This window comes from Brasilonema sp. UFV-L1 (assembly GCF_012912105.1).
Taxonomy (GTDB): Bacteria; Cyanobacteriota; Cyanobacteriia; order Cyanobacteriales; family Nostocaceae; genus Brasilonema.
Map to the genome: position 1 here is coordinate 60,470 of NZ_QMEA01000001.1, position 23,421 is coordinate 83,890.

Sequence of the window (23,421 nt, forward strand, 5' to 3'; positions counted from 1 at the left end):
CTCCCTAACCCTCCCCTTTCTGAGGGGAGGGTGCGCTCTCTTCGCGGGTGGGGTCATCTGTCGCAAACATTTTTTGAATCGGTATTAGAATTTGATTTTGTCATAATGATGAGTACAAAAATGACATGACAGAGTGTAGGGGGCTTGCGCATCGGTAACCTAAGCAATGATGTTTTCGATCACGGTTTTTGGTATTATTGTCATTCACTAGATATATTGACAAATGCGTCAAAAAGAATTGCAGTGTAAAGCCAACGAATATTTTAAAAATAGGTCATTCCACGGTTTTTACAAAACTAAACATACTTGGTTTTATTATTATGCCGACTGACTTAAGCCAAATCCTGAATATCCCGTAAACTTAAGTAAGATTATTCTGAGCGTAGAGCTTTAACTGGGTCGATCTGACTAGCTCGCACAGCAGGGGGCAAACTAGCCCCCACCCCCACCAGTAAAGCTGAACCCAATGCCAGTGTAGCGATAGAGCTGTCAAACTGGTAGGGCAAGTTAAAGGTATCAGTAACAACCACTGTCAATCCATGCACCACTCCAAGACCGACAGTTCCTCCAATGAGACTCAAAAGCGTAGCCTCCAGAATAAACTGGAGCATGATTTCTTGCTTGGTTGCTCCGACTGCCCGTCTCAAACCAATTTCAGCGGTTCGTTCTGTCACCGAGGCAATCATAATATTGGCAATTCCGACACCACCAACCAAGAGGGCGATCGCCCCCACCACCGTCAGTCCTTGGGACGCCATCTCCAGGGTTTGCTGCTGTTGTAGGAGATCTGAGACATTGTTCCAAAACCTAAATTTTTGACCTGGGAATCGCTGCTGTAGCAGTTCCTCAGCTTGGTGGCTTAAATTTTCCACGTCTTCGAGTTTATAAGGACGCATTTGAATGCTACCAATGTCACGGCTACCAGTCAGGGCATTGTAAGCAGACATCGTTATATACAGTTGCCCCTCCGGAGGAGCATTTTCATCTAGAGTCGTCGTCACTACCCCGACAACGATATAAGGTCTATTCCCAGCATAAATCATCTTACCTACAGCGTTTTGCCCACTGAAAAGTTGTTCTGCCAGCAGTTGATCCATGACGGCTACTGGTCGGTAGCTGGCAAAATCTTCAGCTGTAAAGAATCGTCCTGACACTAATGCTTTTCCTGAAGTCAGCAAAAAATCTTGGGAAACAGGTGACATGGGTGGAGTGAACTCCTTGTCCTGAAATACAGTTGGCGTAGCACCAGCCCAATTAAAAGAACTGATTGCCCGCAACCCCACCAGCCGTTCTCGTAAAAATTCCATATCTTCCAACTTGAGTCGGGTGGTTCGACCACCATCCCGCTTTGGATATACTGAGGCTTGAGGTGCGCCTCGCTTTGCCAGTTCCTGAGCAATCATAGCCCGACTGATGTTACCGACAGCAAGTGTAGCGCTGACAGCAGCCACACCCATAAACACTCCTAAAGTCGTCAGTCCAGAACGTAAAGGGTTCTTAGTCAAGGAGCGAAAGGTGATATCCAGTAAATCTAAAGGTGAAAGACCCATAGCGCAAATTCAAAATTCAAAATTCAAAATTCAAAAAAATTAATTTGTTTGGAATTTAAGTCCCTCACTGTTGGTTATGCAGCTATATTTGCTTGTGACTATGGCAGAAAACCGACCCATCACTGGAATTAAAAATTCAAAATTAATTTTGAATTTATCATTTTGATCGCTGTGCGGGACGCAGTCCATTTTGAATTCCCCCTTCGGGGGTGACTGGCATTCCGCTCTTGAGTTGCGACTGAGGGGGCGGTACTATAATCTGTTCACCAGCATGCAAACCAGAAGTCACTTCTGTGGTCACTAATCCCTCCAATCCTAGGTTGATGGTTCGTTTCTGTGCCTTATTTTGACTATCCCGAACCCAGACAAAGGGATGCGGTCCAGAACGTTGAATCGCTTCTGTGCTCAAAACGACTACGTTTTGCCGTTGTTCTAAAACAATCTCAACATTCACCCGGCTATTAGGGATCAACTTGCTAGTAGGGGTATTAAGTAGCACTGTTGCAGGTACCGTTGCTTGAGTCGATTGGTTTTGGTTGCCGCCCTCTTTCTGAGTTTCTTCAGGTGTCAGTGCTTGAGGATACAAACTTTGCACATATCCAGTGAACGTCTGTACTGATGGTCCGATCGCACTGACACGAGCAATTTGGTTGACCCGGACTCGGGCTGCATTGAGGGTAGAAAGCTGGAGCTTCACGAGTACTTGGTTAGGGTCGCCTAAGGTAAGCAGGTTGGTGCGGAACTGAACTCCATCACCGTCCTTAACGTAAATGCCCAAAACGACGCTATTAAACGGTGCACTCACGATTGTGTTTTGGAGTTGCTGCTCAATGCCTTGGCGCTCTAGTTGCAGGCTTTGAAGTTTGACGCCGGTTATACGCGCCTGTGCCTGACTATCTCGCAGTCTAGCCCGAACTGTACGCACTGTGTCTTCCTGCCTTTTGACTTGTTGTTGGGCGACAGCTCCTACTGTAGCTAGGGACGAATACTTCTGGAGTTCGCCTTCCTCGGCTGTGAGCTGCTGCTGGGCTTCGACAATTTTCTCGCGATCGCGTGCTAGGGTGAATTCCTGTTCTCGAATCTGCAACTCATGCTTGGCAAGGGCAATTTTTCGCTCAGGGTAACGCAGGGTGAGTAGCACTTGACCAGACGTGACTTTCTCCCCTGGCTTTACCAGTACCCGATCCACTGCACCCTCTGTTGGGGACTTGACAATCCTCTGTTCGCGCAGTTCAACAGTACCGCCCTCTGTAATGGTGATTTCAACATTGCCTCGCTCTACAGTAAGCAAGCGTACTGCCACTGGTTCGGGAGGTCGATTCAAAACTAGGAAGTAAGTCAGCCAGCCGCCGAGACCGACAGCAGCCAGAGCAGCTGGCATGGCTAGCCATTGCACTCCGGTTTTGAATTTCTTTTTGTCCTTATGCCAGATCATGAACACTTCACCCCGTCAGTTTGCAGTTCACTACAAGCGAGTGCAGCCTTGGGCTGCTCACCTCATATTAATGTTGCAGAACCTCATGGTCCGAGATCGAACACGATAAGGCAGCTGTTGTGCAAAACGCAACGAAAATTTGCACTGAGATAATTTCTGATCTTAGAGTAGTAATCAAGGCTACAATTTTTTGGATGGCAATTTCTAACCATAGTTTAGAGATGAGTTGGTAAAGCTCCTGTCCAATTTGATTGGATTGTTGTGCTTCAATACTGGAAATCATGTCTTTCTTCCCTAAATTTTTTAAACTTTGAGCAAGCAGTCTTAGCTTAGTTATTTAACTAAATCGGTTTTACAAAGGGTCGGAGACTGATATCAGTGACTTCAGCACTTCGAGGCAAGCTAAGCGCGTTGATGACTACAGCAGCTACATCCTCCGGCTGCATGAGACGTTCAGGATCATAGGGTTTCCCCTCCATCTCGTGAATGATGGCTTGTCGAGGAGTAGCGGTGCGACCAGGAAATACGCTGAGGACGCGCACCTGGAGAGGATTTACTTCTTCTCGTAGGCTGTCAGCGATCGCCTTAAGTGCGTGTTGAGTGGCAGCGAATTGACCCACATTCGCCCGTGCATACATAATTACACTAGAGTTAATAAACACAATTTGTCCCTGACTCGATAGAAGCATCGGGAGCAATGCTTGCGTTAGGACATAGGGAGCACGAACGTTAGCTCGATAGAGCCAGTCGAGTTCTTCAACGGAAGTTTTTTGCAAAAGACCCATTGAAAAGGCACCGGCACTGTGGACTAGCAGGTCAACTCGTCCGAAATCTCGCTCAAGATTTGTTTTCAGCTTGCTTACATCTTCATCCACCGTTAGATCGATACAATAGCTAACAACGGTAGGGGCAGTTTTTCGAGCGATCGCGGTAACTGCTTCCAGAGCTTCGCGCTTGCGTCCTACCAAACAAAGCTTTGCCCCTTGTGTCGCCAAACCTAGGGCGATCGCTTTACCAATACCGCTACTGGCTCCTGTGATAACTGCAACCTGCTCTGTTAAGGCTTGCATGATTAGAGTTCCATTGATTCAATTTAAGTTTTAGCCCAAGAGGAAGTTCTCTCAGGCGGTTAGGAAGTCAAGGTTTCTACCGGCGCTGGGCTGTCATAAAGAGCCACTAGGGATTCGGGAATAGGACAGAAGTCCGTACCTCGCAAGAAGTCCCCCAGGGACGTTCCCGTGCAGGCTGAATCAATATTGGAAGCACCCCGTCTGGCGATCGCGTCATCGAGATGTACAGTTCTAAAATCGATACTGAAACGGGTATAGCCAGACGTGTTGGGAACAGTGGAGTGCATCTGCGCTGCCGAGAAGAGAATCATCCCCCCAACATTCGGGATCAGCCTAAATTGAGGCTCCAATTCTATGGGTTCTTCAGGATGAGGTTGTTTACGGTTATCTGCTTTAATGTGCTTCGCGGCGTTTTTGCGGTTTTCTTTGTTCCACTGAGCGTAGTTGTAATCCTTTGACCCGTTCTTGACAGGTTGGCTCCAGTAGCGAGGATGAAACGCCATCGCATTGGTCGGCATAACGTCGTAAACTGGAAGCCACCAGTTGAGCTGGCAGGGAGGCGCGGAGTACCAGGTATCGCGATGCGGATGAAACGCATAGGCAATACCAGAGGTAAGATAGTCATCACTGGTCGCAGTTCTCAGTCGCGGCACGTCAAAGTAAGTTTTGTTCAAGTCACACCCAGCTTCCTTCAAAATGCTCTGAATAAGCTGTTTAGATTTAGGGTGATGGATAAAGGCAGGCTTGAGTCTGGCTAAAATCGCAACGTACTCCTCCACAGGCAGCGTGTATTGCGCTTCTCTGGGATCTAAGGGAGTAAAAGCTTCCTCCACCATTTCGCGAGCAAATTCACAGAGGGCGATTCCGCTAGGGCAGGGGGAAAAGACGAATATTTGTCCGTTGTAAAGATGTTCGCGTCTGATGTCATCGCTGCTGGGAGAATCGAAGAAGATCGTGTTCACTTTAGCCTTTTCTCTCCTGAGTATCACTATAATTTTATTTAATTCTTTTCTAAAAAATGCGATACAGCTTGTTTATTCCTAATCAATATCAGTTAAGATTTAACAAGTTAAGATTCATCGGCTACATACTTCTAAAGGCTGCCGTAGGTCGAATATGATTACCCGACTATTGTGCAAGATGCAATGGAATGTGCAGCTAAGGTAATTCCGTAGCTCAGAGTAATAATCGAACCACCAAAAGGCTGGCCATCCGAAGACTATATAATCTGCTCCGCAGTAGCGCATCCGTTCCAGTTCGCTGATCGCAGTTTTATCATCGGATGGTGCTCCCCAGTATTGTCCGTTGCGTTCAACAAAAGGTAGAGTCCGAAATTCTGAAAGGATCTGGAAACCCCATTGATCTTCGTCAACCAAAATCACGGTTTTATCGGCTGGAATTGAAGTCGCAATATCTTGGAGCGCAATCTGCAACCGTTCCTCCCAAGACAAATTCAGATTTGGGATATGCTGGGACGTGATCTCACTACGACGCATGCTGATATGCAACAGGCGTTCTGTGAGCCATCGACGGTACATGGCATCTGCCGCACGAGGAGACTGTAGCAAGTGAGCAATAGCATCCGTTCTCTCTGCCATTGTGGCAAGAGGTCCGGTTCCGCCCGGGGTGTGAAATCGAATATAGCCATCTTGTTCTGCATGGATGCGGACTTGAGAAAGCGGCTTTGGAATAAATACAATGTCATATTGGGCTGCCATCCGTAAGTAGAGGTTTATATCGTTTGAGTGCTTGGAGTGAGGGACATCTAATCCTCCAACGGCTTTCAGGGCAGAAGAGCGTATCATCACGCTTGAGGCATGAATCACCCAATTGCGTCCAGCTACAATTTGGTGCAAGTACTCCACTCCGGAAATCAGCCCTACCGGAGGGGAATCCTCCGGCAGCAGTACTGGGTTATCATACTCGTCAATTCCTTGAACGCCAGTTACGGAAAAAGCAGCATTTGGATAAGTGTCCAGAGCTAAAACAGATTCGTGAATCAATCCGGGAAGCATTGGGTCATCATCCGGCAAGAGAACCAGATAGTCACTAGAATTCAGTTTGATCGCTTGACAAAAATTGCGGTAAGCTCCAATGTTGGTTTTGTTACGCACGTACGTGACTCGTGGGTCAGCAAATGACCGGATAACCGATTCCGTATCATCCGTTGACGCATTATCTAATACAAGCACTTGGAAATCTGGATAATCCTGCGCTAGCAAGCTCTTGAGGTTAATCTTCAAAAGGTTGGAGCGGTTGTAGGTAGGGATTGCGATCGTAACCTTGGTTTTCATATCATTATCGTCTTACCTTTTGGTAACAGTTGTTAACTAACCTGAGCAAACATCTGATTGCAAATCAAAAACAATCAAATGCTCATTGTTTAAAACACAGTGAAACATCGTATGCAAATAGCGACAGAACTCTATGTAGTAGTCAAACCACCAAAAAGCTGGATAGCCAAACACAATAAACCTTGCACCCTGCTTGTGCAATCGATCAAATTCTTGAATAGCTGTGGCATCATCAGCAGGTGCACCCCAGTAAAGACCGTCCTTTTCGAGGAAGGGGATGGCTTGGCGATCATCCAGAAGTTGTCCCGGTCCCCATTCGGCCATGTCCACCAAAATGTAAGTTTGTGTTGGTGAAATGAAGTATTCTAGTTCTTGCCCCAACTCGACCATGTGCTGAAGGTGTTGATATTTTTTACCTTTCCAAGCTGCAAAAACAGGTTCCATTTCAATCCCTTGTTCCTGTAAGTATTTACCTAATACAGTCATGTGATCATGGTGTTGCTCCAATTGGTGATTGTAAGTCCACTTATTGGTGCCATTGTTGCCATGAATACGATACAAAGACTGGTATTCACTGATGCACTTGACGCAACCAAAGAAAGGAGCCAAAAAGGTTAAGCAGGAATCGGCATAGAAACGGTAGTCGGACTCAGGTAGAGGTAAAATCTGCTCTAGAAAACGGCGTGACCAGGCGTTGCCACTCGTAGGAGCAGAAATATAGCCCTCCAGCCCTTTTTCAAGCACCACATCGCGTAAATCTCCCTCTAGTAGAGGTGCGTTGGGAATCAGTTTTCCTAGTGGTTCACCATTGGCATTGATCGCCCAGAGCGGCCAATGTACCTGAACTACGTTAGGTTGGTGCAGCAGTTCGACTGCTCTTTCGATAGCACTAGGGCACAAAATATCATCTGCATCTAAGAAGCAAACGGTATCACCCTGGCTGGCGGCAAAACCGGCATTGAATGCAGAACCTTGTCCCCCGTTCTCCTTTACTACAGGAATTATTTGTTCTCCATAGTATTTTCTATAATCAGCAATGATTTGCAGTGAGTGATCCGTTGAACCATCATCAACCACGATCACTTCTGTCGGCTGATAGCTCTGATTAAAAGCACTTTCGATCGCCTCTGGCAGAAAATGCTCATAGTTGTAGTTAGTAATGATGATACTGGCTAGAGGCTTATTCATCAGCGTAGATTAAAAGCAATCAAATGGTCATTTTGTAATAGACAGGGAAACGTTTGATACAAATAATCCCGAAATCCAGGATAATAGTCTAGCCACCAGAACGTGTGCCAGAGGAAAACGATCGCGCCCGCTCCCATTTGACGCAGGCGATCAAACTCTCGAATCGCCATCTGGTCATCGGTTGGCGCTCCCCAATACTGTCCACAGTGTTCCGTGAAGGGAATCGTCCGAAAGCCGGCGATGATTTCATTGCCGTTCAGGCGATCCTCATCCACTAAGATGAAAGGTTCCTGGGGTGAGATCAACGATTGCAGTTTCTCCCGGATCTCATAGAGATGACCAATGTGATTCCGCTCGATTGCAAAACTCAGATCGCCATACAGTGAAACCAAATTCCACTTTTTTTGAATCCGCTCAAGGCTCTTGCCCGATTGCTCAAGTTCCCATCTGAAGAAGAAATAGTCGAGGTCATCCGGACAGGGCGGGTAGGGGTGCCAGAAATGAACAACGGACTTTGGTTCAAAAACAACCGGAATCTTGGCATCATATAACGCCAAACTAGAATCGAGGTGATCGAGATAAATGACCTCTTCATCAAACGCAAATCGGTCAAAAACGCTGCGACGATAGAGCCGACAGTGAGCTTCTCCAGCTAACGCTAGCGTTCGGCGGTGATCGCCTGTGTCAATTTGCTGGTCTCCCATAGCTGGCAGCAGCTCCCATTGAATATCATTGGCGGTTTGCACGACTCTGACTTGCCCCTGGTGTTTATCCCAGTGAATGCTGGTTGCTCCCAAAGGACCTTCAATAATCCGGGGCACCGCTACATCCGCAGGTTGTTCTTCGCAGGCAGCAATCAGGTGAGACAACCAACCCTCCTCGACCAGAACATCATTCTCGACGAAACAAACGAAGTCATCTGTCGCTTTCTGAATCACCAAATTTCTTAATTGATTGGCTTGCAAATACTGATCCGTGTGAATGACGGTGACATTACTCCGACCTTCTAATACCTGTTCTATCTGTTGCCAATACACCTTAGGAGTGTTGCAATCGATTACGATTAGGTTGAACGGAATATGGGTGTACTCAAAGATCCGCTCTAACGATTTAGCCGCTAGAGAGAACTGTTCACGAGGAAAGAATCCGATAGTTACTGTTGACATAGTGATATTTCTTTAAATTGATGATTAATTCATTGCCGCTTCTAAAATAGATGTCAGAACTTTATTTGAGTCAAAATATTCCTCTGCTAATCTCCGTGCTGCCTGTCGATGTCGCTCATAGTCCGCGTTAATCGCTGCTATGCCATCAACGGCTTCGGACAGGTTACGGAAAGTCAAAATCCCTTCTCCAATTGGCAAATAATCGCTCAAGCCTGTGTCTTGCAGCAAGACCGGTCTGCCGGAGGCCAGATAACATAGACTGCGATCGCTAAACCAACCGGTTTGCATTGCTACATAACCCTGTTTAGCGATGCCAAACTCAGCACGAGAATTCTGAATGAACTGCTGGTAGGATTCCGGTGTAAATGAAACGGCCCATCCTGGAACCACATCCCAATGGTGCTCGATTAATTGTTCAGGAATTGTATGTGGACTTGTCAATGCAACCCGAAATGGCTGTTGAGTCAGTTTTGGTATATCTATAAACGTGGGAAATTCTTTGTCTTTATTACCGTAGCTGTTTCCTTCATAGGTAACTTCCCGATAACTGCGCCATTGCATCACGACCGTAAAATGAGTCGCATTCTTGTCCTCCGCTACCGGCCAGTACGGCAGAAACACCGGCGGGAACATCTTCAGCCAATGCTTACCTAACGTAGGAACAGAGCAACCCTGCGCTCCCACCTGTTGTCCAACCGTAAATAAGCGATCGCAGCGTTCAACGGTGTTGTTGAGATCGGCATCCCCATGACTTAAATGAATTTGAGTAAACCCTGGATCAGAGTCAATAAACAAGCGGCGCTTCGGCAAATCATATTCTGGTCGCCAAAGGGGAATGGGAGAACCCCGGACAATCAACAAATCCGCTTGAGCGCAAACATCCAAAAAATCAGCCACGTTCATCCCAACAGACTGCTCGCCTGCTCGATAAATCCAGCAGCTATCAAACCCAATTTCGGTTAAGCACTGTTGAAGATAGGTGGTTGGGTAGTCCAATTCAGTCGTCATTTGTTCCATTTCCCAGTGGTACACCCAGGATTCTGGTCCACATTCCTCCAGATAAAACACCTTATGACCAAGCGATCGCAACCCAAGTAGATATTGCATATCAACCCAAGCATGTCCTCCAACTGGAAAGCGACCGATACTACCCGCAAAAATGATGTTCATATAGGGTGACTAGTAAATGATTATACGTGCTCAAAAGGTGTCACAGCTTTGTTAACTAAATATTTGTTAACTAGATATTTGTTAACTGAATATTTGTTAACTGGATAATGCCATCTCAACTAGTCGAGGTAGCACAATTTTGTAACTGAACGTTTGTTCAGAAATTGCCTGTGCTGCACGGCAATGTTCTGGATAAGCCACGTTGATGCGCTCAATGCAGTTGATCGCTTCCTCCAACGATGAAAACGCCAGCACTCCCTTACCCGTGGTCAGCCAATCTGTAAACCCTGTATCTTGTAAGACGACAGGCAAACCAGCCGCGAGATAGCAAACACTGCGATCGCTGAACCAGCCACTATGGGTTTTGACATAAGCTTGTTTGGCAACGCTAAATTCTCCGCGTGAGTTAATTAAATAAGTTTGATAGGTTGATAAATCTACGCTCACCTCTCCACCATCTCGTATCAGCCATCCCGCTTTCAGGAATTGCGTTTGAATCTCCGAATTTGCTCCAGACAGCGCCAGTTCCAAACGTTGTGAGGTATGGTTTGGCAGGTTCAGCAACTGCAAGAATTCTTCGCTCTTTTGCCCGTAATACTCCCCTGCATACGTGATTCCTCCATAAGCACTCCAATTAGCGATCGTCGTGAAGGGAGTATCTGTACCACTTTCTACAGGGGGTTGTTCATTCACAGCCACCCGCCTCTGCCAAATTTCAGGCACCACAGGCGGAACCGTAGGATGCCAATCAATTCCACGCGTCGGAATCGTACAATTTGACTTGCCAATATTGACACCATAGCTGAAATACATCTGATACTCGTCTAAATCCTCAACCGCGAAGCGCCCAATTTGGGTGAAGAAGGGGTCTAGATCAATCAGAGTACGCCGATGACACAGACGAAACTCAGGTAACCAGCAAACCCCCCCAATATTCAGGAGTAGATCAGCTTCTCCTAGCATCTGCTTCAAGTCATCCCAGGTTGTCCCCCAAGTCTGGCCAGACTCGCGATTGATATAACAGATTGGGATCTGGACACCGAATTTAGCCATCACGGCGTGAATAATCTCAAACCCTTGTTGTGGATCATCGCTGTACTCCCGGCGTACGGGATCGTAGCAGGATTGCGACCAGCCACTTTCTTCCAAATACAGCACGTTATGCCCCAGCCGCAGCAACCCCAGCACATAGTGAAAGAAAACGAGGAGCATTCCTGCTACGGGATATCGAATCATATAGCCACAAACGACAATGCGTGCCATGTTTATAACCCCGCTCGTTCCATAAGACTGCCAATTACTTTCTCTGCGGCAAAATACTCGGCGGCAATCTCCCGTGCCGCCCGACAATTTCCGGCATAATCGCTTTCAATTGCATCCAGTGCCGCCAAAATATCTTCCATAGTCTTGAATGCAAAAAGTCCTTTACCCGTTGGCAAAAATTTGCTGAATCCTGTTTCCTGAGTGATTACAGGACGACCTGCTGCTAGATAGCAGGCAGAGCGATCGCTAAACCAGCCACTCAACAGCCGCGTGTATTGATCCTTCGCCACGGTGAATTCCCCACGCGATCGCTGGATATAACTGCGGTAGCGATTCATATCTTGGGAGAGTTCCATTGAGTCTACCTGGCTCCAACCATGTTTGTGCAGCACAGAGCGCGCATTCTGACTTACGCCACTAGCCGCAATCTCAAATGACACTGGACGCTGGTGCGGGAGATCGATAAATTTTTCAAACTCACGTGCCTTTCGCCAGTAGTAGATTTCACCCTCATAGGTAATGTCTTTACCCCCCTTGTTGTCCCAGGTGGTAATTGTGTTATAAGCGATACCTGGTGTATGATTTGAAGTGTCCCACAACTCAGTCACAATCGGTTGACGAGTTGGTAACCAACCGAAGCGATCGCTCGGCACTCCACAGTCAGATGCACCCAAATTTTCCCCAAAGCTAAAGTGTGTATCATGGGCAACCAGGTCATCAATCATGGTTTTGTCCCCCTGAGCCACTCGAATCTGAGACGCAACTGGATCGGACTCAACATAGATACGGCGACGACAAGCCAAATGCTCTTCGCGGATTTCCTGAGCGCCAGTGATATTCAAGAATGCATCTGCTTCGCGATATAACTTCAGGATTTGGGCTTCGGTCATGCCATAACACTCACCCCCAGGATAATGACCGCGAAACGCCCAACGCTCTGTGAAGCCAAACGCCTCTAAAATTGGCGCGACTCGCTTAATGTTCTCGCTAGCGTCCCCAGAAAGGTCGTTGATTTGAGGGTTGTAAACCCAGCGTCCTGAATCCTCGATGTAGTAGGGGTCATAGCCGAGACGACGCAGCCCTAGCAGGTAGTGCAGGAACTGATAAGTCACCCCTGCGAGGGGATACCAGAACAAAATCCCGAAGACAATAATTTTGCCCTTACTGAGGCGTTCACTTCTCATGATCAATCCCTCCTGCATCTAAGTGCCGCACGACACGGGCAGGATTGCCAGCCACAACGGTGTACGGCGGGACATCCTGAGTGACGACAGACCGAGCACCGACGATTGCCCCTTCACCGATTGTCACCCCTGGTAAAATACAGGCATCAAAGCCAATCCAGACGTTATCCTGAATCCAAATTGGTTGCGCTGGGACATCGGCGCTAGGGGAGCGACTAGCTGTGTCTGCTGCTCGTTCTAAAGCTTGTCGTCGCTCGATTAAGTTGAATGGTAAACGGTAGGTATCCATTAGAACGACTTGCCAGGAGATCAAGGCATAATTGCCAATCTTCAGTTCGGCATCGCAGACGATGCGGGCACCGTGAATCAACGCATATTCCCCCACCTCTACCCTACCGTGTACACCAAGGTCGAACATAGTGTCTTTATATACGGCACTGCCTCGACCTAATCGTAGTCCTACGGGCGCTTGACTGCGGCAAAGCTCAAAGCTGAGACTCGTTTCGATATAAGTGTCATCTCCCAAAACAACGTTGTCGGGAATCGTGCCCGGATACCAGTCCCACGGTAGTGTGCGTGTAGAACCCATGTTTATCCCACCTCCCCGATCACTTGGGCTGGATTTCCCAGCACCCTGGTATGTGGCGGGACATTTCGCGTCACTAATGCCCCTGGCTCAATCCAAGCACCGGTACCAATGCGAACTCCTTTGAGGATTGTGACATTGGGACCAACCCAAACATTATCCTCAATTGTCACCGGCTGTCGCATAACAGGAGGACGCGGTCGTCCTTTGCCCAGAGGAGAGCAGGCAATGGCATCTGCAATCCGTTCCGCAGGTGCGATCGGATGAAAGTCAGTGTCAGCGATTGTGGTATTCCATCCCAAAACCACATAATTGCCGATGCAAATTTCTTGCTCGCAAAGCAGAATGACACTGGTCAAATAACAATAGTCTCCAATCTCAACCCTGGCAGCTTCTCCCAGAGCAAAGTGGACATAATCCATCGTGCAGTTTGCGCCAACGACCAGCGCGGGGTTGATGCGGCTGCAAAAGCGAGCAAAACAGCGCTGATCATAGTTGATGACACTATTAAGCCCAACCTGGACATTGAAAGGAAGAGCTAGACTTATTTGGCGAGTTGATGGTACGCTTTCTAAATCTTTCACAGTTACTCTCCTCATCTATGATGTCTCAGTAAAGCTTTGTCTAGATTCGACTGGATTTGGTAGAAGTGATAATAGGAACCACGAGCGTTTAGCAATGCTTGATGGGTCCCGCTTTCCACAATTCGTCCTCCTTCCAACACCACGATCCGGTCTGCTCGTTGTACTGTCGAGAGGCGATGGGCAATAATAAACGTAGTTCGTCCTGCCATCAGTCGCTCTAATGCCTCCAGCAGCAGAAACTCGGTTTGAGCATCCAAAGCAGAGGTGGGTTCATCCAGAATCAGGACTGGGGCATCTTTGAGTAGGGCACGGGCGATCGCCAACCGTTGCTTCTCTCCCCCTGAAAGCGTAGCACCACGCTCACCAATAACCGTGTCATAACCTTGAGGTAACCGTTGAATAAAGGTGTCAGCATTGGCAGCTTGGGCGGCGGCGATGATCGCTTCGCGGCTAGCACCAACACAACCATAAGCAATGTTCTCGGCAATGGTTAGCGGTAGTAGAAACGGCTCCTGCAGCACCAAGGCAATCTGCTCGCGCAAGCTTTGCAGTTGCACCTCTCGGATATCCACCCCATCAAAGAGGACTCGTCCCTGCCAAGGATCGAAAAAACGGGGAATCAGGGAAACCAGCGTACTCTTACCAACTCCTGTCGCTCCAACCAGCGCGATCATTTCCCCTGGCTGTGCTTCCAAGGAAATATCCTGGAGTACGGGTTTGCCATCCTGGTACCCGAAGGTGACTCCTTCTAAGCATACGTATCCACTCGCTTTCCCAGGTTGTAAAAGCAGAGGTTTTATATCAGCAATTTCCCGTAGTTGCTCCTTGGCATCTAACACCTCTAGCACTCTCAGAGCACTAGCTGCCGCTGCTGCAAAACCAGACGACATGTAAGCCAAAGTCTCCATCGGCACATACAAGGAGGCGAGATAAGAAAGGAAGACCAGTAAAGACCCAATTGAAAGTGACCCATTCAGAACCTGAAAGCCGCCAAATAGCATAATTGCTGCTGTTCCGACTGCGGTTACCCCGCTCACCCCAATTTTGAATTGCATCTGGGCAAGGATAGCGCGCAAACAAGCCTGGAGCGCTTTTTGGGACAGGTAGCGAAAGCGCTCATCTTCGTGTGCTTCGCGACCGAATGCTTGAACAATTGGTAGCGCTGTTAACGTCTGCTCGCCAAGCGCCATAATCTCGCCTTCAAATTGTTGATGCTGATAGGTTCGCTCAATCATGGGCTTGTTAAATACCCAAATAAGTAACACAATCAGAGGAGCAACGACCAGCGAGAGTAGTGAAAGGAAGTGATCAAGTTGCCACATGACAACGAACATGACAACCAGATTCACCACGGAAGTAAGCACGGGCAGAAAAACCCCCATCGCCAAATTCCGAATACAGATGCTGTCAGTCATGACTCGCCGGACGAGATCGCCAGCGTGCTGTCGGTTGTGAAACTCCAGGGAAAGATGCTGTAGACGATGAAACAGTGCTGCTCCCAAGTCATAACCCATTTGACTGCCAACGCCAGCACCAACATAATCTTGGAGCAGACGAACTCCTTCACTAGCTAGAAATAGAACGATTGTGGCACCTGCTAAGGAACCAAGTAGCGCAGTATCGGCATCACCAGCTAAGGTTTTGAGCCAAACAAGAGTATTTGGCAGGGGTTGGTTACCGAGGACGCAATCAACAATCAACTTCAAAGGCCAAGGCTTGAGCACATTCAGCCCGACATTAATTAGCATCAGCAGCAGCACAAACGCGAGTCCGCGCCAACGGACTAGGGCGTAACGTGCCAATCGTAGCCACCACAGTTTCATAAGACGATCTCCTGCGGCGGTTCGGGAAACTGCAAGGAGTGCAAACGCTTGTAAAGACCAGAAGCTGCCAGTAACTCCTGGTGCGTTCCCATCTCCACAATCCTACCCTGATCCAGCACTACTATCCGATCCGCCCGGAGAATAGTAGAGAGGCGATGGGCAATAATAAATACTGTCCGCCCCTGCATCAGGCGCTCTAAAGCGGACAACAGCAGCATTTCAGTCTGGGCATCGAGAGCAGAAGTGGGTTCGTCGAGAATCAGTACTGGCGCATCCTTAAGCAGGGCGCGTGCGATCGCCAGCCGCTGTTTCTGTCCCCCAGAGAGAATAGCTCCTCTTTCACTCAGAACAGTGTCATACCCTTGGGGCAGCTGCCGGATGAATTCGTCTGCCCTAGCTGCTTTGGCGGCTGCGACAATCTCCTCAAAGCTGGCTCCCGGACGACCGTAAGCAATGTTCTGTGCCACCGAAAGTGGCAGGAGAAACGGCTCCTGTAGGACTAGGGCAATCTGCTCGCGCAGGCTTTTGAGTTGCACGTCTCGTACGTCCACCCCATCGAATAGGACTCGTCCCTGCCAGGGATCAAAGAAACGAGGAATGAGAGAGACCAACGTACTCTTACCAGCACCCGTCGCACCGACCAAAGCAATAGTTTCTCCTGGTCGCGCTTCTAGGGTAATATCTTGCAGGATAGGATAGTCAACTTCGTAACCGAAAGTAACTTCCTCTAGACATATATGTCCCCGCTCAGAAGCTGCACGAACAGGCAATGGTTTGGCTCCTGGGGCATCTTGGACTCCATCTTTAGCATCCAAAATCTCTAGCACTCTATCCATATTGGCTTCCACTGACTTCAAACTCCCGTAGATGCCAAACAAGCCCCGAAATGCTCCTTGTATGGATTGTAGATATGCCAAAAAAACCAGCAGGCTACCGACACTCATGGCTCCCGATAACACCTGCAGCCCGCCCACATAAAGGACAACCGCATTACCAACCGTTGTCACAGAACCATTGGCAAGACCGTAGGTACTTTTGAGCAGGGTTTCGCGTTGCGAAATCGTAACTGCGTCTCGAGCCAAGTGCTTAAACTGCTGAGTATTGTAACTCTCCCTGCTAAATGCCTGAATCATTGGGATTGCTGTGAGCGTTTGGTGGACAAAACTGGTGAGGCGAGACTGCGCCTCGCGATTCAGCTTTGTCCGGCGCTTGAGTCGGGAACCAAAGACGAGGGCAAAACCAGCCATCATTGGTGCAACTAACAGCGTTATCAGCGTCAGTAAAGAATTCAGGTTCCAGGCGACAATGCTAATAGTCAAGAGCATAAGCAGATGCTGCACAGGTGAAATGAGCACAGCACCGACCAAGGTGTATACACAATAGGAATCTCCTGTCAAGCGGCTCAAAGAATCGCCGACAGTACGCTGGCTATGGAACTGCAGTGAAAGGCGTTGAAGACGAGAGAACTGGTTTTGAGCCAGTTCGTAGACCATACCTTGCCCAGCAGCACTCCAAGCCCAGTTCAAGGTCGTGTCAAGGGTCGCGTTCAAAGCATAAAGTCCGAGGCTACCTAAAGCAGCGACAATGACCAGCAGTGGCGGCGTCAGGGATACGTTAAAGTTCCCAAACGAAGAAACTAGGGGCGGGAGGGCTGCCCCAGACAGGGCATAATCCACTAGGATTTTCATTGGCCAAGGTTGAAGTGTTGCGGTGGCTGAAGTGCCAGCCGTGAGACCGAGGATTGCTATTATGGTGCGCCATTGGCGCAGCGGATATCGGAGCAAGCGCCCGTATCGGTGCATCATCAGTTTAATCCCTTGCCTCATTTACAAATTCACCTCTTGTCTGACCATTTGCTCATTACTTCCTTCGGTGGCCTAAGTACAAATTTACATAAATTTGTATTTTTTAACGCAGAGGAACGCCAAGGTAGCGCAAAGGTACGCAGAGTGTTAGGCTACAAATTAATGAAATGCTGTACTGAGATTATCTATAGTAATTTACTCCTCTCTCTGTTTTCTCTGCGCCCACCGCGAACTTTGCGGGAGGAACATCCACACCGCAAATTCGCTCTGGTGCGGTTCAAAAATAGGTATTCTTCTGGCAGTTCGGGAGTAGTATAGAGGAGCACCAAAACAAACATTATGACTGTATGACTGCATTTAGCACGACAGGCTTGGTGCTATTACCGTGTATCGGCAGCAGGTGGAGTTGTTTGGCGACAATCTCCAGTACGTGGTAGAGAATACGCCCTAGGCGAAAGTTCTGATAAAAAATGACGATGGCGTTGAGTACGCCGAATAAAAATGTTATTAAAGCTACTCCTGACATTCCCAGAAGTATTGCCACAACTGTGTAGACAAAATACGCAAGCATAGCCATAGTGGCAAACTGTGACATTCTCAGTCCACAACGCAGCCTCAGTAATCTCTTATTGCCACCATGATTTTCAGTACACGCCTTCACCTGAATCTTTGACCAGATCCCTTGGTGAATCTCCAAATCCCAGTCACTCCAGCCATCATCGACAGCGATGAAATAGTTGTAGGAGAGGAGGAAATCCATGACCTCTTGAAGCAGGTTCTCCTTTTCCAGTCCTGCTTCTGTCCAATAGGACAACTCATAGGCGCGATCGCCCCAGCAAATGTGTACTCTCTGAGCTGATCGAGCAAACTTTATCAACCCCGGTTGAGTCAGTGTTTGAATCTTGTTATTAGAAACTGCTTCCATTTTTCTTTACGGCTGATTAAACTTTATCGGCTCTACTTTCGTGAGTTGTTTTATGCGCCAGCGGTAGCGTTCTACAGAACGTACTAGAGGACCGAGGTAGATTAACAGGGCAACAAGCAGACGTGCCCTTGCTCCCTGAAAACGGGAGTCAATCCGCGCCTGTAGGGCAAGCGCTACACACCAGACACAAGAAATCAAGAACATTGTTGTGCCCACCCAGGGGCGATCGCCGGACCCAAGCGCAGACACAAAAAGGATAAATGCTGCTACATTCCACTCCAGTGTTAAGGGGAGATAAGAGATGAGCGACGAAGGAGGCTCATATAATGTTTGAAACAAACCGCGACCAAACACCCCAGAATAAATCACTGGTTGACCGAAACGAAGAAACGAAGATAAGTCTCCGTAGATTCTCCCAGCCCAGCTGGGCTGTCCCAAAAGGTTAAAACGGTAGGGATGCTTAAAATAAACAAGCGCCTCTGCCTTACCATAGCCTCGCTGCTGCTTAAGATATGCATCTACCGTGTTACGGCGAAAGTGCCATACTATTGCCGCTGGACTAAAGCCAATCGCGTACCCTTTGTCTTGCAGCCGCCAGCATATATCAACATCGTCACCAGCAGCACGATACTGCCGGTCGAAGCCGTCAATTTCCTGTAGAACCTCCCGACGAAAAGCCATGTTGCAGCCAGCAATATGTTCAGCTACCTCATCGCTCAAAAGTACATGAGTGGGTACACCCGGAGACACAGCAACACAGGCTGGGACAAGAGAGTCCTCAGGAGGAGATAAGTTTGGACCACCAACTGCTGCCAAACCTGAGGAGAGAAACTTTGCCACCAGATAGGTGAGCCAGTCTGGATCTGCCATACAATCAGAATCGGTAAAGGCAACAATCTCGCCCGTCGCGGCGGCGATGCCGACGTTGCGTGCTGCGCTCAGTCCCTTGTTTTCCTGGCTAATCAGGCGTACGTAGTCGTAGCGCTGTGTAATCTCTAGAGTGCGATCGCTAGATCCATCATTAACTACAATGACTTCATAATTGGGGTAGTTGAGTTCTTTAAGAGAAGCTAGGCAACTATCCATAGTGCGCTCAGCGTTGTAAGCGCAGACAACCACTGAGACTTTGGGATACTCCGGTAGCACTGGTGGCAGAGACGCTGTGTAATACTGCTGCACCGTGTGGAACGCAGGTTTCTTGAGTCGTTCGGTGTCAACCAAACCAAAAGCCCAGTCCTGTATGGCATACCCGCCAGTAAACCACTCGTCTGTCCAGGAAAAAACTATCGTCCCTGCTGCTCCCATCTCAAAACTTGATGACAACTTCTGAGAGAGAATCTCGGCTTGAGCTTGGTTTCCCTCACGCATTGAGTCAACACCAAACTCACTCAGCACCAGAGGTTTATCCTCGGCTAAGTTATGGAGTCGGGAGAGGTAAGAGCGAAAATCTTTTTCCCGATGCAGGTAGACGTTAAAGCATAAAAAGTCAGTAAAGTCAATATTTAAATATTCAGTACAGGGATAATTGGCATAGCTGACGAGAGTTTCACAATCGCTGTCTTTTGCTACCGCCATTAACTCTTTGACAAAAGCACGAACTTGTTTTTGACCATGCCACCGCACAACATCTGCAGGAATTTCATTGCCCACCAAATAGGCAAAGGTGGCGGGATGATTCCGGCAGGCTTTAACTCCTGTGGCAATGCAGTTACGGATTTCTGCTTGAGTTGCAGAGGAGTTAAGGAAGGCGATATGCTGAGCCCAAGGAATGCCAATGAGCAGTCTTAGACCGTAGGCTACAGCAAAATCCAAAAGCCATTCGGGTGGAACAGTATAGATACGTAGACAGTTAGCCCCTAACTCTGCCATCATGGCAAAGTCTTTCTCCACAACTGGTTTTTCTGGAAACGGCTGACCGTGTGTACCGGTGGAGAAAGGACCGTAGCTCACTCCTTTGAGAAAAAACTTCTGATCACCGAGAAAGAAAAATTTGCCCTTGACTGTAACTTTCCCGGTATTTGTTGGCGTTGTAGGGCTGCGCTCATAAGATGAAATCAGATTTTGCAAAATACCCCTCACCATTGACTGCAAATTGGTTAGCTCGTGACCCACGAGCAGGCTCAAATTCAAAATTCAAAGGAGGCATAGACCGCTGCGCTAACAAAGTTCAAAAAAAAGAAAAAGGATACAAGCCCCGCTCCTTATGGTATGGGGTTCTTAATTTTGAATGAGCGAATGCGTGAATTTTGAATTGTTAATATCCCCCTGGGGTGGAATTAACTGTTTATGAAATAACAGTGTGGAACCGTTGTGTTTGCGATCGCGTCCCAGAAAATGTATAACTTAACGTTTGAGTTTGCTAAGTTTGGTCTATTTCTGTCCCAAGGTAGAGGAAAATTACGTTGTGCCTCGAAAGTCAACCGTAGTGATAAACACCAGCACGTCCATAATTGCCTAGTACATAACCAGATGTTCTAGTGACGGGTAATAACAACGTTTCCAAAATCTGCTCTCGTACCAAGGGAGTGACTTCACAACCGCTCTTGAGGCAATCCACTAGTAACTGGTTGAGGGCGTAATACTGCTTGAGCACTTTCTTCTGCTGTTCGCTGAATTGCCATTGATGACCAATGTTGCAACAGCTAAGCATCACAAACCTCAATTTCTTAGCCCAACTCAGACAACCATTAGTGTTGCACCATTCCTTCAACCTTTCTCTGTCTTGATCTCGGTATGGTAGTTGTTCTTTAAGTTGTTGCAGCGATCGCTTTAACTCAGGGTTACTGACAAGAGTTTGCTCATCAGGAAGAGCAAAGTTGAGGGCAAAAACTCGCTCTAGAGGAGAATCGCAAGGCAGGGTAAGACTTAGGGATAGTGCGCGGCTAAGAACCAGATCTATAGCCAAATCAGAAGCAAGATTGTCAGCAACCCTCGGATCAATCGCAAGGGAGAGAGCCAAGTCATAAGTCAATGTCAGATCTTCAGTTCGTACTAGTGACAGGTAAAAGGCACGAATAGCTGCTTTTTTGTAAGGAGCTTTAACTGAAAGTGACTTTTGGTTGAGCCAGATGAGGAACTCCTGCAATTGCTTATCAAAAGCTACAAGTGCATCAATGTGTTGCTTCATTAACTGCAGCAGATCAGTGGCATCATTTAACATACCAGCCGTAAGTAAAAAGACTTTGTGCCAACGGGGTTCGTTCAGATGGTTGACCAGTGAGAGGAGTTTTTCTTGTAATATCTCTGGTTCCGGACTAGTGACAATATTTCTCGCTGTTAAATACTCAGCAAACGTGAGATGCGAAAATGAGTAAATTCCCCGCGCCCGTTCTACCAGTAGTCCATGTGCTTCAAGCGATTTCAGCACTGCTTGACTACTGAGTTGCAGTCCTTCCAGCTCAGCAAGGCTTGTGGGTAAATTACGGAGATAGTCCGCGATATATTGCCGGACATTGCTTTTTGTAAAAAAGTAACGTTCTTGCTTAAAGGTGATAGCAGCAATTTGACTGAGCAGTTTGAGCTTATGGGGTAAAGACAAATAACTACCAGTTCTATCGCGTTTAATGTTTCTTGCTTCATCCCAACGGTTGAGCAAAATGTTCAATGCTTGTTTGTAAAGTTCGACTCGTCTAGCAGGAAAGTCTGAACGAGCTTGAAACACACAACAAGCCAGATTCAGCAAAAGCGGCGTCACGGCTAGTTCTCGAATCTGCTGATTTTCCGATAACTGCAACTTTTGCATGAACTGACAAGCCTTGGCTTTTCCATTTTCCCTGTCATTCCTGCTGACGTTGACAAACCACTTTTGGACAAAAGCTTCGATTTGGGGCAGGTCAAAATCGGCAATTTCAACATCAGTAAATCCCTCAAATTGGTACTCATAGGTCGCAATCCGACAAGTGATAATAAACTGATTCTTGTAATACTCCTCAGACAACTTGCAAATTTTTTTTATGATTTCGGCTCTATCATCTTCTGGAACTTCATCTAAGCCATCCAGTAGAATTAACATTCTGCCGTGAGCGAGTAATGTTTGGATTTGCTGGTCGCAAGTTCCGAAGTCGGCAAGTTCTTGACTGATATAATTCAAGAAACTAAAATCCCCTGTTTCTGTTGCATCCTCAGCAAAGTTTTTCAGTCGGATAAAAATCGGAACTCGATCTGATAGGAAGTTGCCTTGATTACATTGCTGGGCGATATGTTGTAAAAATGTGGTTTTTCCAGAGCCTGGTTTGCCTAACACCATCAGTTTCGGATAGGTAGCAACTACCTGCATCGCGCTAACTCGTTCTTGACAAACTTCACCTAAACCAAAGCGATCAAATTCTTGAACAAAGTCTTGCAATTCAAAGATATCTAACCATCTTTGACAAGTCATATTATTCAGAATATTGACATCGACATAAATGTCTTCTAACTCAATCGGTTGAGCGACATCTAACAACCGCATAGTAGCACACTGGGCTTGAATCTTATCGCTTCGGCGCGAGCGTAATACTTGCACTAAGGTATTAATATCCCAGCAGTTATTCCAATCCTGCTTATTTTGTGTCGGTAGGTTTTGAGTTGGTAGCTCAGCAATTTCTTGCCAATCCAAACCGAGTTGAAAGCAGATTTCCATAAAGTTCTGACGCTCAATCGGCTTGCCTGTAAAAAACTTCCAAATTGGCTGGCGAGTTTCCAACCCTACCTCGCTCGCTAGATACTCTTGCGTCCATTCCCTGACTTGAAAAGCCCTTTTGGCTTTTTGAATTCCTAAGATAGATGCTTTTAGTGAACGCCTTGCCATAAACTATAATTAAACCCTAGGTATTCTAAATTTCAAAAAATTTTTATAACTTACGAATTGACAAAATTTTGATAATATGAATGAAGTATCACCTAATTGCAGAGCTTAAGTTTTATGTAAAATTATCTCAATCAAGTTATACATGAAAAGCATAAAAATCGAAATAATCAGCCAATGTCTCTGAAAATGAGTCTAAAACTGAGTAAATAACGTTAAATCGTTTCAAGCTATACAATAAATAATTTATATCAAATCTCTCTCAAAAATCTTTTTGAACTCTTAAGATATATTAATTTTTTTGATGGTAATTAGAAAATGAAAACAATTTTATTTTTTATAAAAAAATAAAAGCAAATTGAGAATCTATTCATCAAGTTCATGAAGAATGAGAAAGAAAAGTTTGTGAATCTTAAGAGCAGATATTTTTTTCAATAAATAAAGACACAGAGCTGGAGAAGTCAATCTTCTATTTATCCGCAAAACAAAAAGTCAGGAAAGTAGAGTCATTTGAATTCTATTGAAAGGGAATTATAATTATTCTCATAGAAATGAAAGACACACAATCCTGTTAGAGTCAGTCGCTGCGTGC

17 protein-coding genes are annotated in these 23,421 nt (G+C 47.0%); all 17 read right to left on the minus strand.

The window, feature by feature from the left end; all coding sequences use genetic code 11:
* Positions 1–371 precede the first annotated feature (371 nt).
* Positions 372–1,550 carry an ABC transporter permease gene (locus DP117_RS00225; RefSeq protein ID WP_169216331.1) on the minus strand — a complete coding sequence of 393 codons (1,179 nt, stop codon included), beginning with the start codon at positions 1,548–1,550 and terminating at the stop codon, positions 372–374.
* A 157-nt stretch (positions 1,551–1,707) separates the two neighbouring features.
* Entirely contained in the window at positions 1,708–2,985 is a 1,278-nt protein-coding gene (locus tag DP117_RS00230) for an efflux RND transporter periplasmic adaptor subunit (protein WP_169216332.1), read from the minus strand.
* A gap of 341 nt (positions 2,986–3,326) precedes the next feature.
* The gene (locus tag DP117_RS00235; protein ID WP_169216333.1) at positions 3,327–4,055 is read right to left on the minus strand and encodes an SDR family NAD(P)-dependent oxidoreductase; all 729 of its coding nucleotides are present in this window, start codon (positions 4,053–4,055) and stop codon (positions 3,327–3,329) included.
* Between the two features lie 59 nt (positions 4,056–4,114).
* Positions 4,115–5,017 (minus strand): hypothetical protein, encoded by a 903-nt coding sequence (locus tag DP117_RS00240; RefSeq protein WP_169216334.1) that lies wholly within the window; start codon positions 5,015–5,017, stop codon positions 4,115–4,117.
* A gap of 114 nt (positions 5,018–5,131) precedes the next feature.
* Positions 5,132–6,349, minus strand: coding sequence for a glycosyltransferase family A protein (locus DP117_RS00245; protein ID WP_169216335.1), 1,218 nt, complete (start codon positions 6,347–6,349; stop codon positions 5,132–5,134).
* A 36-nt stretch (positions 6,350–6,385) separates the two neighbouring features.
* Positions 6,386–7,537, minus strand: a complete 1,152-nt coding sequence (locus tag DP117_RS00250) for a glycosyltransferase family A protein (protein ID WP_169216336.1) — start codon at positions 7,535–7,537, stop codon at positions 6,386–6,388.
* Positions 7,537–8,703, minus strand: a complete 1,167-nt coding sequence (locus DP117_RS00255; protein ID WP_169216337.1) for a glycosyltransferase — start codon at positions 8,701–8,703, stop codon at positions 7,537–7,539. Before DP117_RS00255 ends, DP117_RS00250 begins: the two co-directional genes overlap by 1 nt.
* 24 nt (positions 8,704–8,727) lie before the next feature.
* Positions 8,728–9,873, minus strand: a complete 1,146-nt coding sequence (locus DP117_RS00260; protein WP_169216338.1) for a glycosyltransferase — start codon at positions 9,871–9,873, stop codon at positions 8,728–8,730.
* Positions 9,874–9,969: 96 nt separating this feature from the next.
* The gene (locus DP117_RS00265) at positions 9,970–11,136 is read right to left on the minus strand and encodes a hypothetical protein (protein ID WP_169216339.1); all 1,167 of its coding nucleotides are present in this window, start codon (positions 11,134–11,136) and stop codon (positions 9,970–9,972) included.
* 2 nt (positions 11,137–11,138) lie between these two features.
* On the minus strand, positions 11,139–12,320 hold the full coding sequence (locus DP117_RS00270; RefSeq protein ID WP_169216340.1) for a hypothetical protein: 1,182 nt from the start codon (positions 12,318–12,320) through the stop codon (positions 11,139–11,141).
* Positions 12,310–12,909, minus strand: coding sequence for an acyltransferase (locus DP117_RS36855; RefSeq protein ID WP_282440228.1), 600 nt, complete (start codon positions 12,907–12,909; stop codon positions 12,310–12,312). The genes DP117_RS00270 and DP117_RS36855 overlap by 11 nt, the downstream gene beginning before the upstream one ends.
* A gap of 2 nt (positions 12,910–12,911) precedes the next feature.
* Complete coding sequence (locus tag DP117_RS37165) at positions 12,912–13,490, minus strand: acyltransferase (protein ID WP_169216341.1); 579 nt, start codon at positions 13,488–13,490, stop codon at positions 12,912–12,914.
* Between the two features lie 11 nt (positions 13,491–13,501).
* On the minus strand, positions 13,502–15,313 hold the full coding sequence (locus tag DP117_RS00285; protein WP_169216342.1) for an ABC transporter ATP-binding protein: 1,812 nt from the start codon (positions 15,311–15,313) through the stop codon (positions 13,502–13,504).
* Entirely contained in the window at positions 15,310–17,118 is a 1,809-nt protein-coding gene (locus DP117_RS00290) for an ABC transporter ATP-binding protein (protein ID WP_248277466.1), read from the minus strand. The genes DP117_RS00285 and DP117_RS00290 overlap by 4 nt, the downstream gene beginning before the upstream one ends.
* A 337-nt stretch (positions 17,119–17,455) precedes the next feature.
* Entirely contained in the window at positions 17,456–18,043 is a 588-nt protein-coding gene (locus DP117_RS00295) for a hypothetical protein (protein WP_169216344.1), read from the minus strand.
* Positions 18,044–18,049: 6 nt separating this feature from the next.
* A complete protein-coding gene (locus tag DP117_RS00300) occupies positions 18,050–20,155 on the minus strand; it encodes a glycosyltransferase (protein WP_339381103.1) in 2,106 nt (701 codons plus the stop codon).
* Positions 20,156–20,459: 304 nt separating this feature from the next.
* The gene (locus tag DP117_RS00305; RefSeq protein ID WP_169216345.1) at positions 20,460–22,832 is read right to left on the minus strand and encodes an NACHT domain-containing NTPase; all 2,373 of its coding nucleotides are present in this window, start codon (positions 22,830–22,832) and stop codon (positions 20,460–20,462) included.
* Positions 22,833–23,421 lie beyond the last annotated feature (589 nt).

Excerpts from the sequence above, each read along its gene's own strand:
- DP117_RS00225 (WP_169216331.1), bottom strand. The coding sequence starts at position 1,550 with ATGGGTCTTTCACCTTTAGATTTACTGGATATCACCTTTCGCTCCTTG.
- DP117_RS00230 (WP_169216332.1), bottom strand. The coding sequence starts at position 2,985 with ATGATCTGGCATAAGGACAAAAAGAAATTCAAAACCGGAGTGCAATGG.
- DP117_RS00235 (WP_169216333.1), bottom strand. The coding sequence starts at position 4,055 with ATGCAAGCCTTAACAGAGCAGGTTGCAGTTATCACAGGAGCCAGTAGC.
- DP117_RS00245 (WP_169216335.1), bottom strand. The coding sequence starts at position 6,349 with ATGAAAACCAAGGTTACGATCGCAATCCCTACCTACAACCGCTCCAAC.
- DP117_RS00250 (WP_169216336.1), bottom strand. The coding sequence starts at position 7,537 with ATGAATAAGCCTCTAGCCAGTATCATCATTACTAACTACAACTATGAG.
- DP117_RS00255 (WP_169216337.1), bottom strand. The coding sequence starts at position 8,703 with ATGTCAACAGTAACTATCGGATTCTTTCCTCGTGAACAGTTCTCTCTA.
- DP117_RS00260 (WP_169216338.1), bottom strand. The coding sequence starts at position 9,873 with ATGAACATCATTTTTGCGGGTAGTATCGGTCGCTTTCCAGTTGGAGGA.
- DP117_RS00265 (WP_169216339.1), bottom strand. The coding sequence starts at position 11,136 with ATGGCACGCATTGTCGTTTGTGGCTATATGATTCGATATCCCGTAGCA.
- DP117_RS00270 (WP_169216340.1), bottom strand. The coding sequence starts at position 12,320 with ATGAGAAGTGAACGCCTCAGTAAGGGCAAAATTATTGTCTTCGGGATT.
- DP117_RS36855 (WP_282440228.1), bottom strand. The coding sequence starts at position 12,909 with ATGGGTTCTACACGCACACTACCGTGGGACTGGTATCCGGGCACGATT.
- DP117_RS00285 (WP_169216342.1), bottom strand. The coding sequence starts at position 15,313 with ATGAAACTGTGGTGGCTACGATTGGCACGTTACGCCCTAGTCCGTTGG.
- DP117_RS00290 (WP_248277466.1), bottom strand. The coding sequence starts at position 17,118 with ATGATGCACCGATACGGGCGCTTGCTCCGATATCCGCTGCGCCAATGG.
- DP117_RS00295 (WP_169216344.1), bottom strand. The coding sequence starts at position 18,043 with ATGGAAGCAGTTTCTAATAACAAGATTCAAACACTGACTCAACCGGGG.
- DP117_RS00305 (WP_169216345.1), bottom strand. The coding sequence starts at position 22,832 with ATGGCAAGGCGTTCACTAAAAGCATCTATCTTAGGAATTCAAAAAGCC.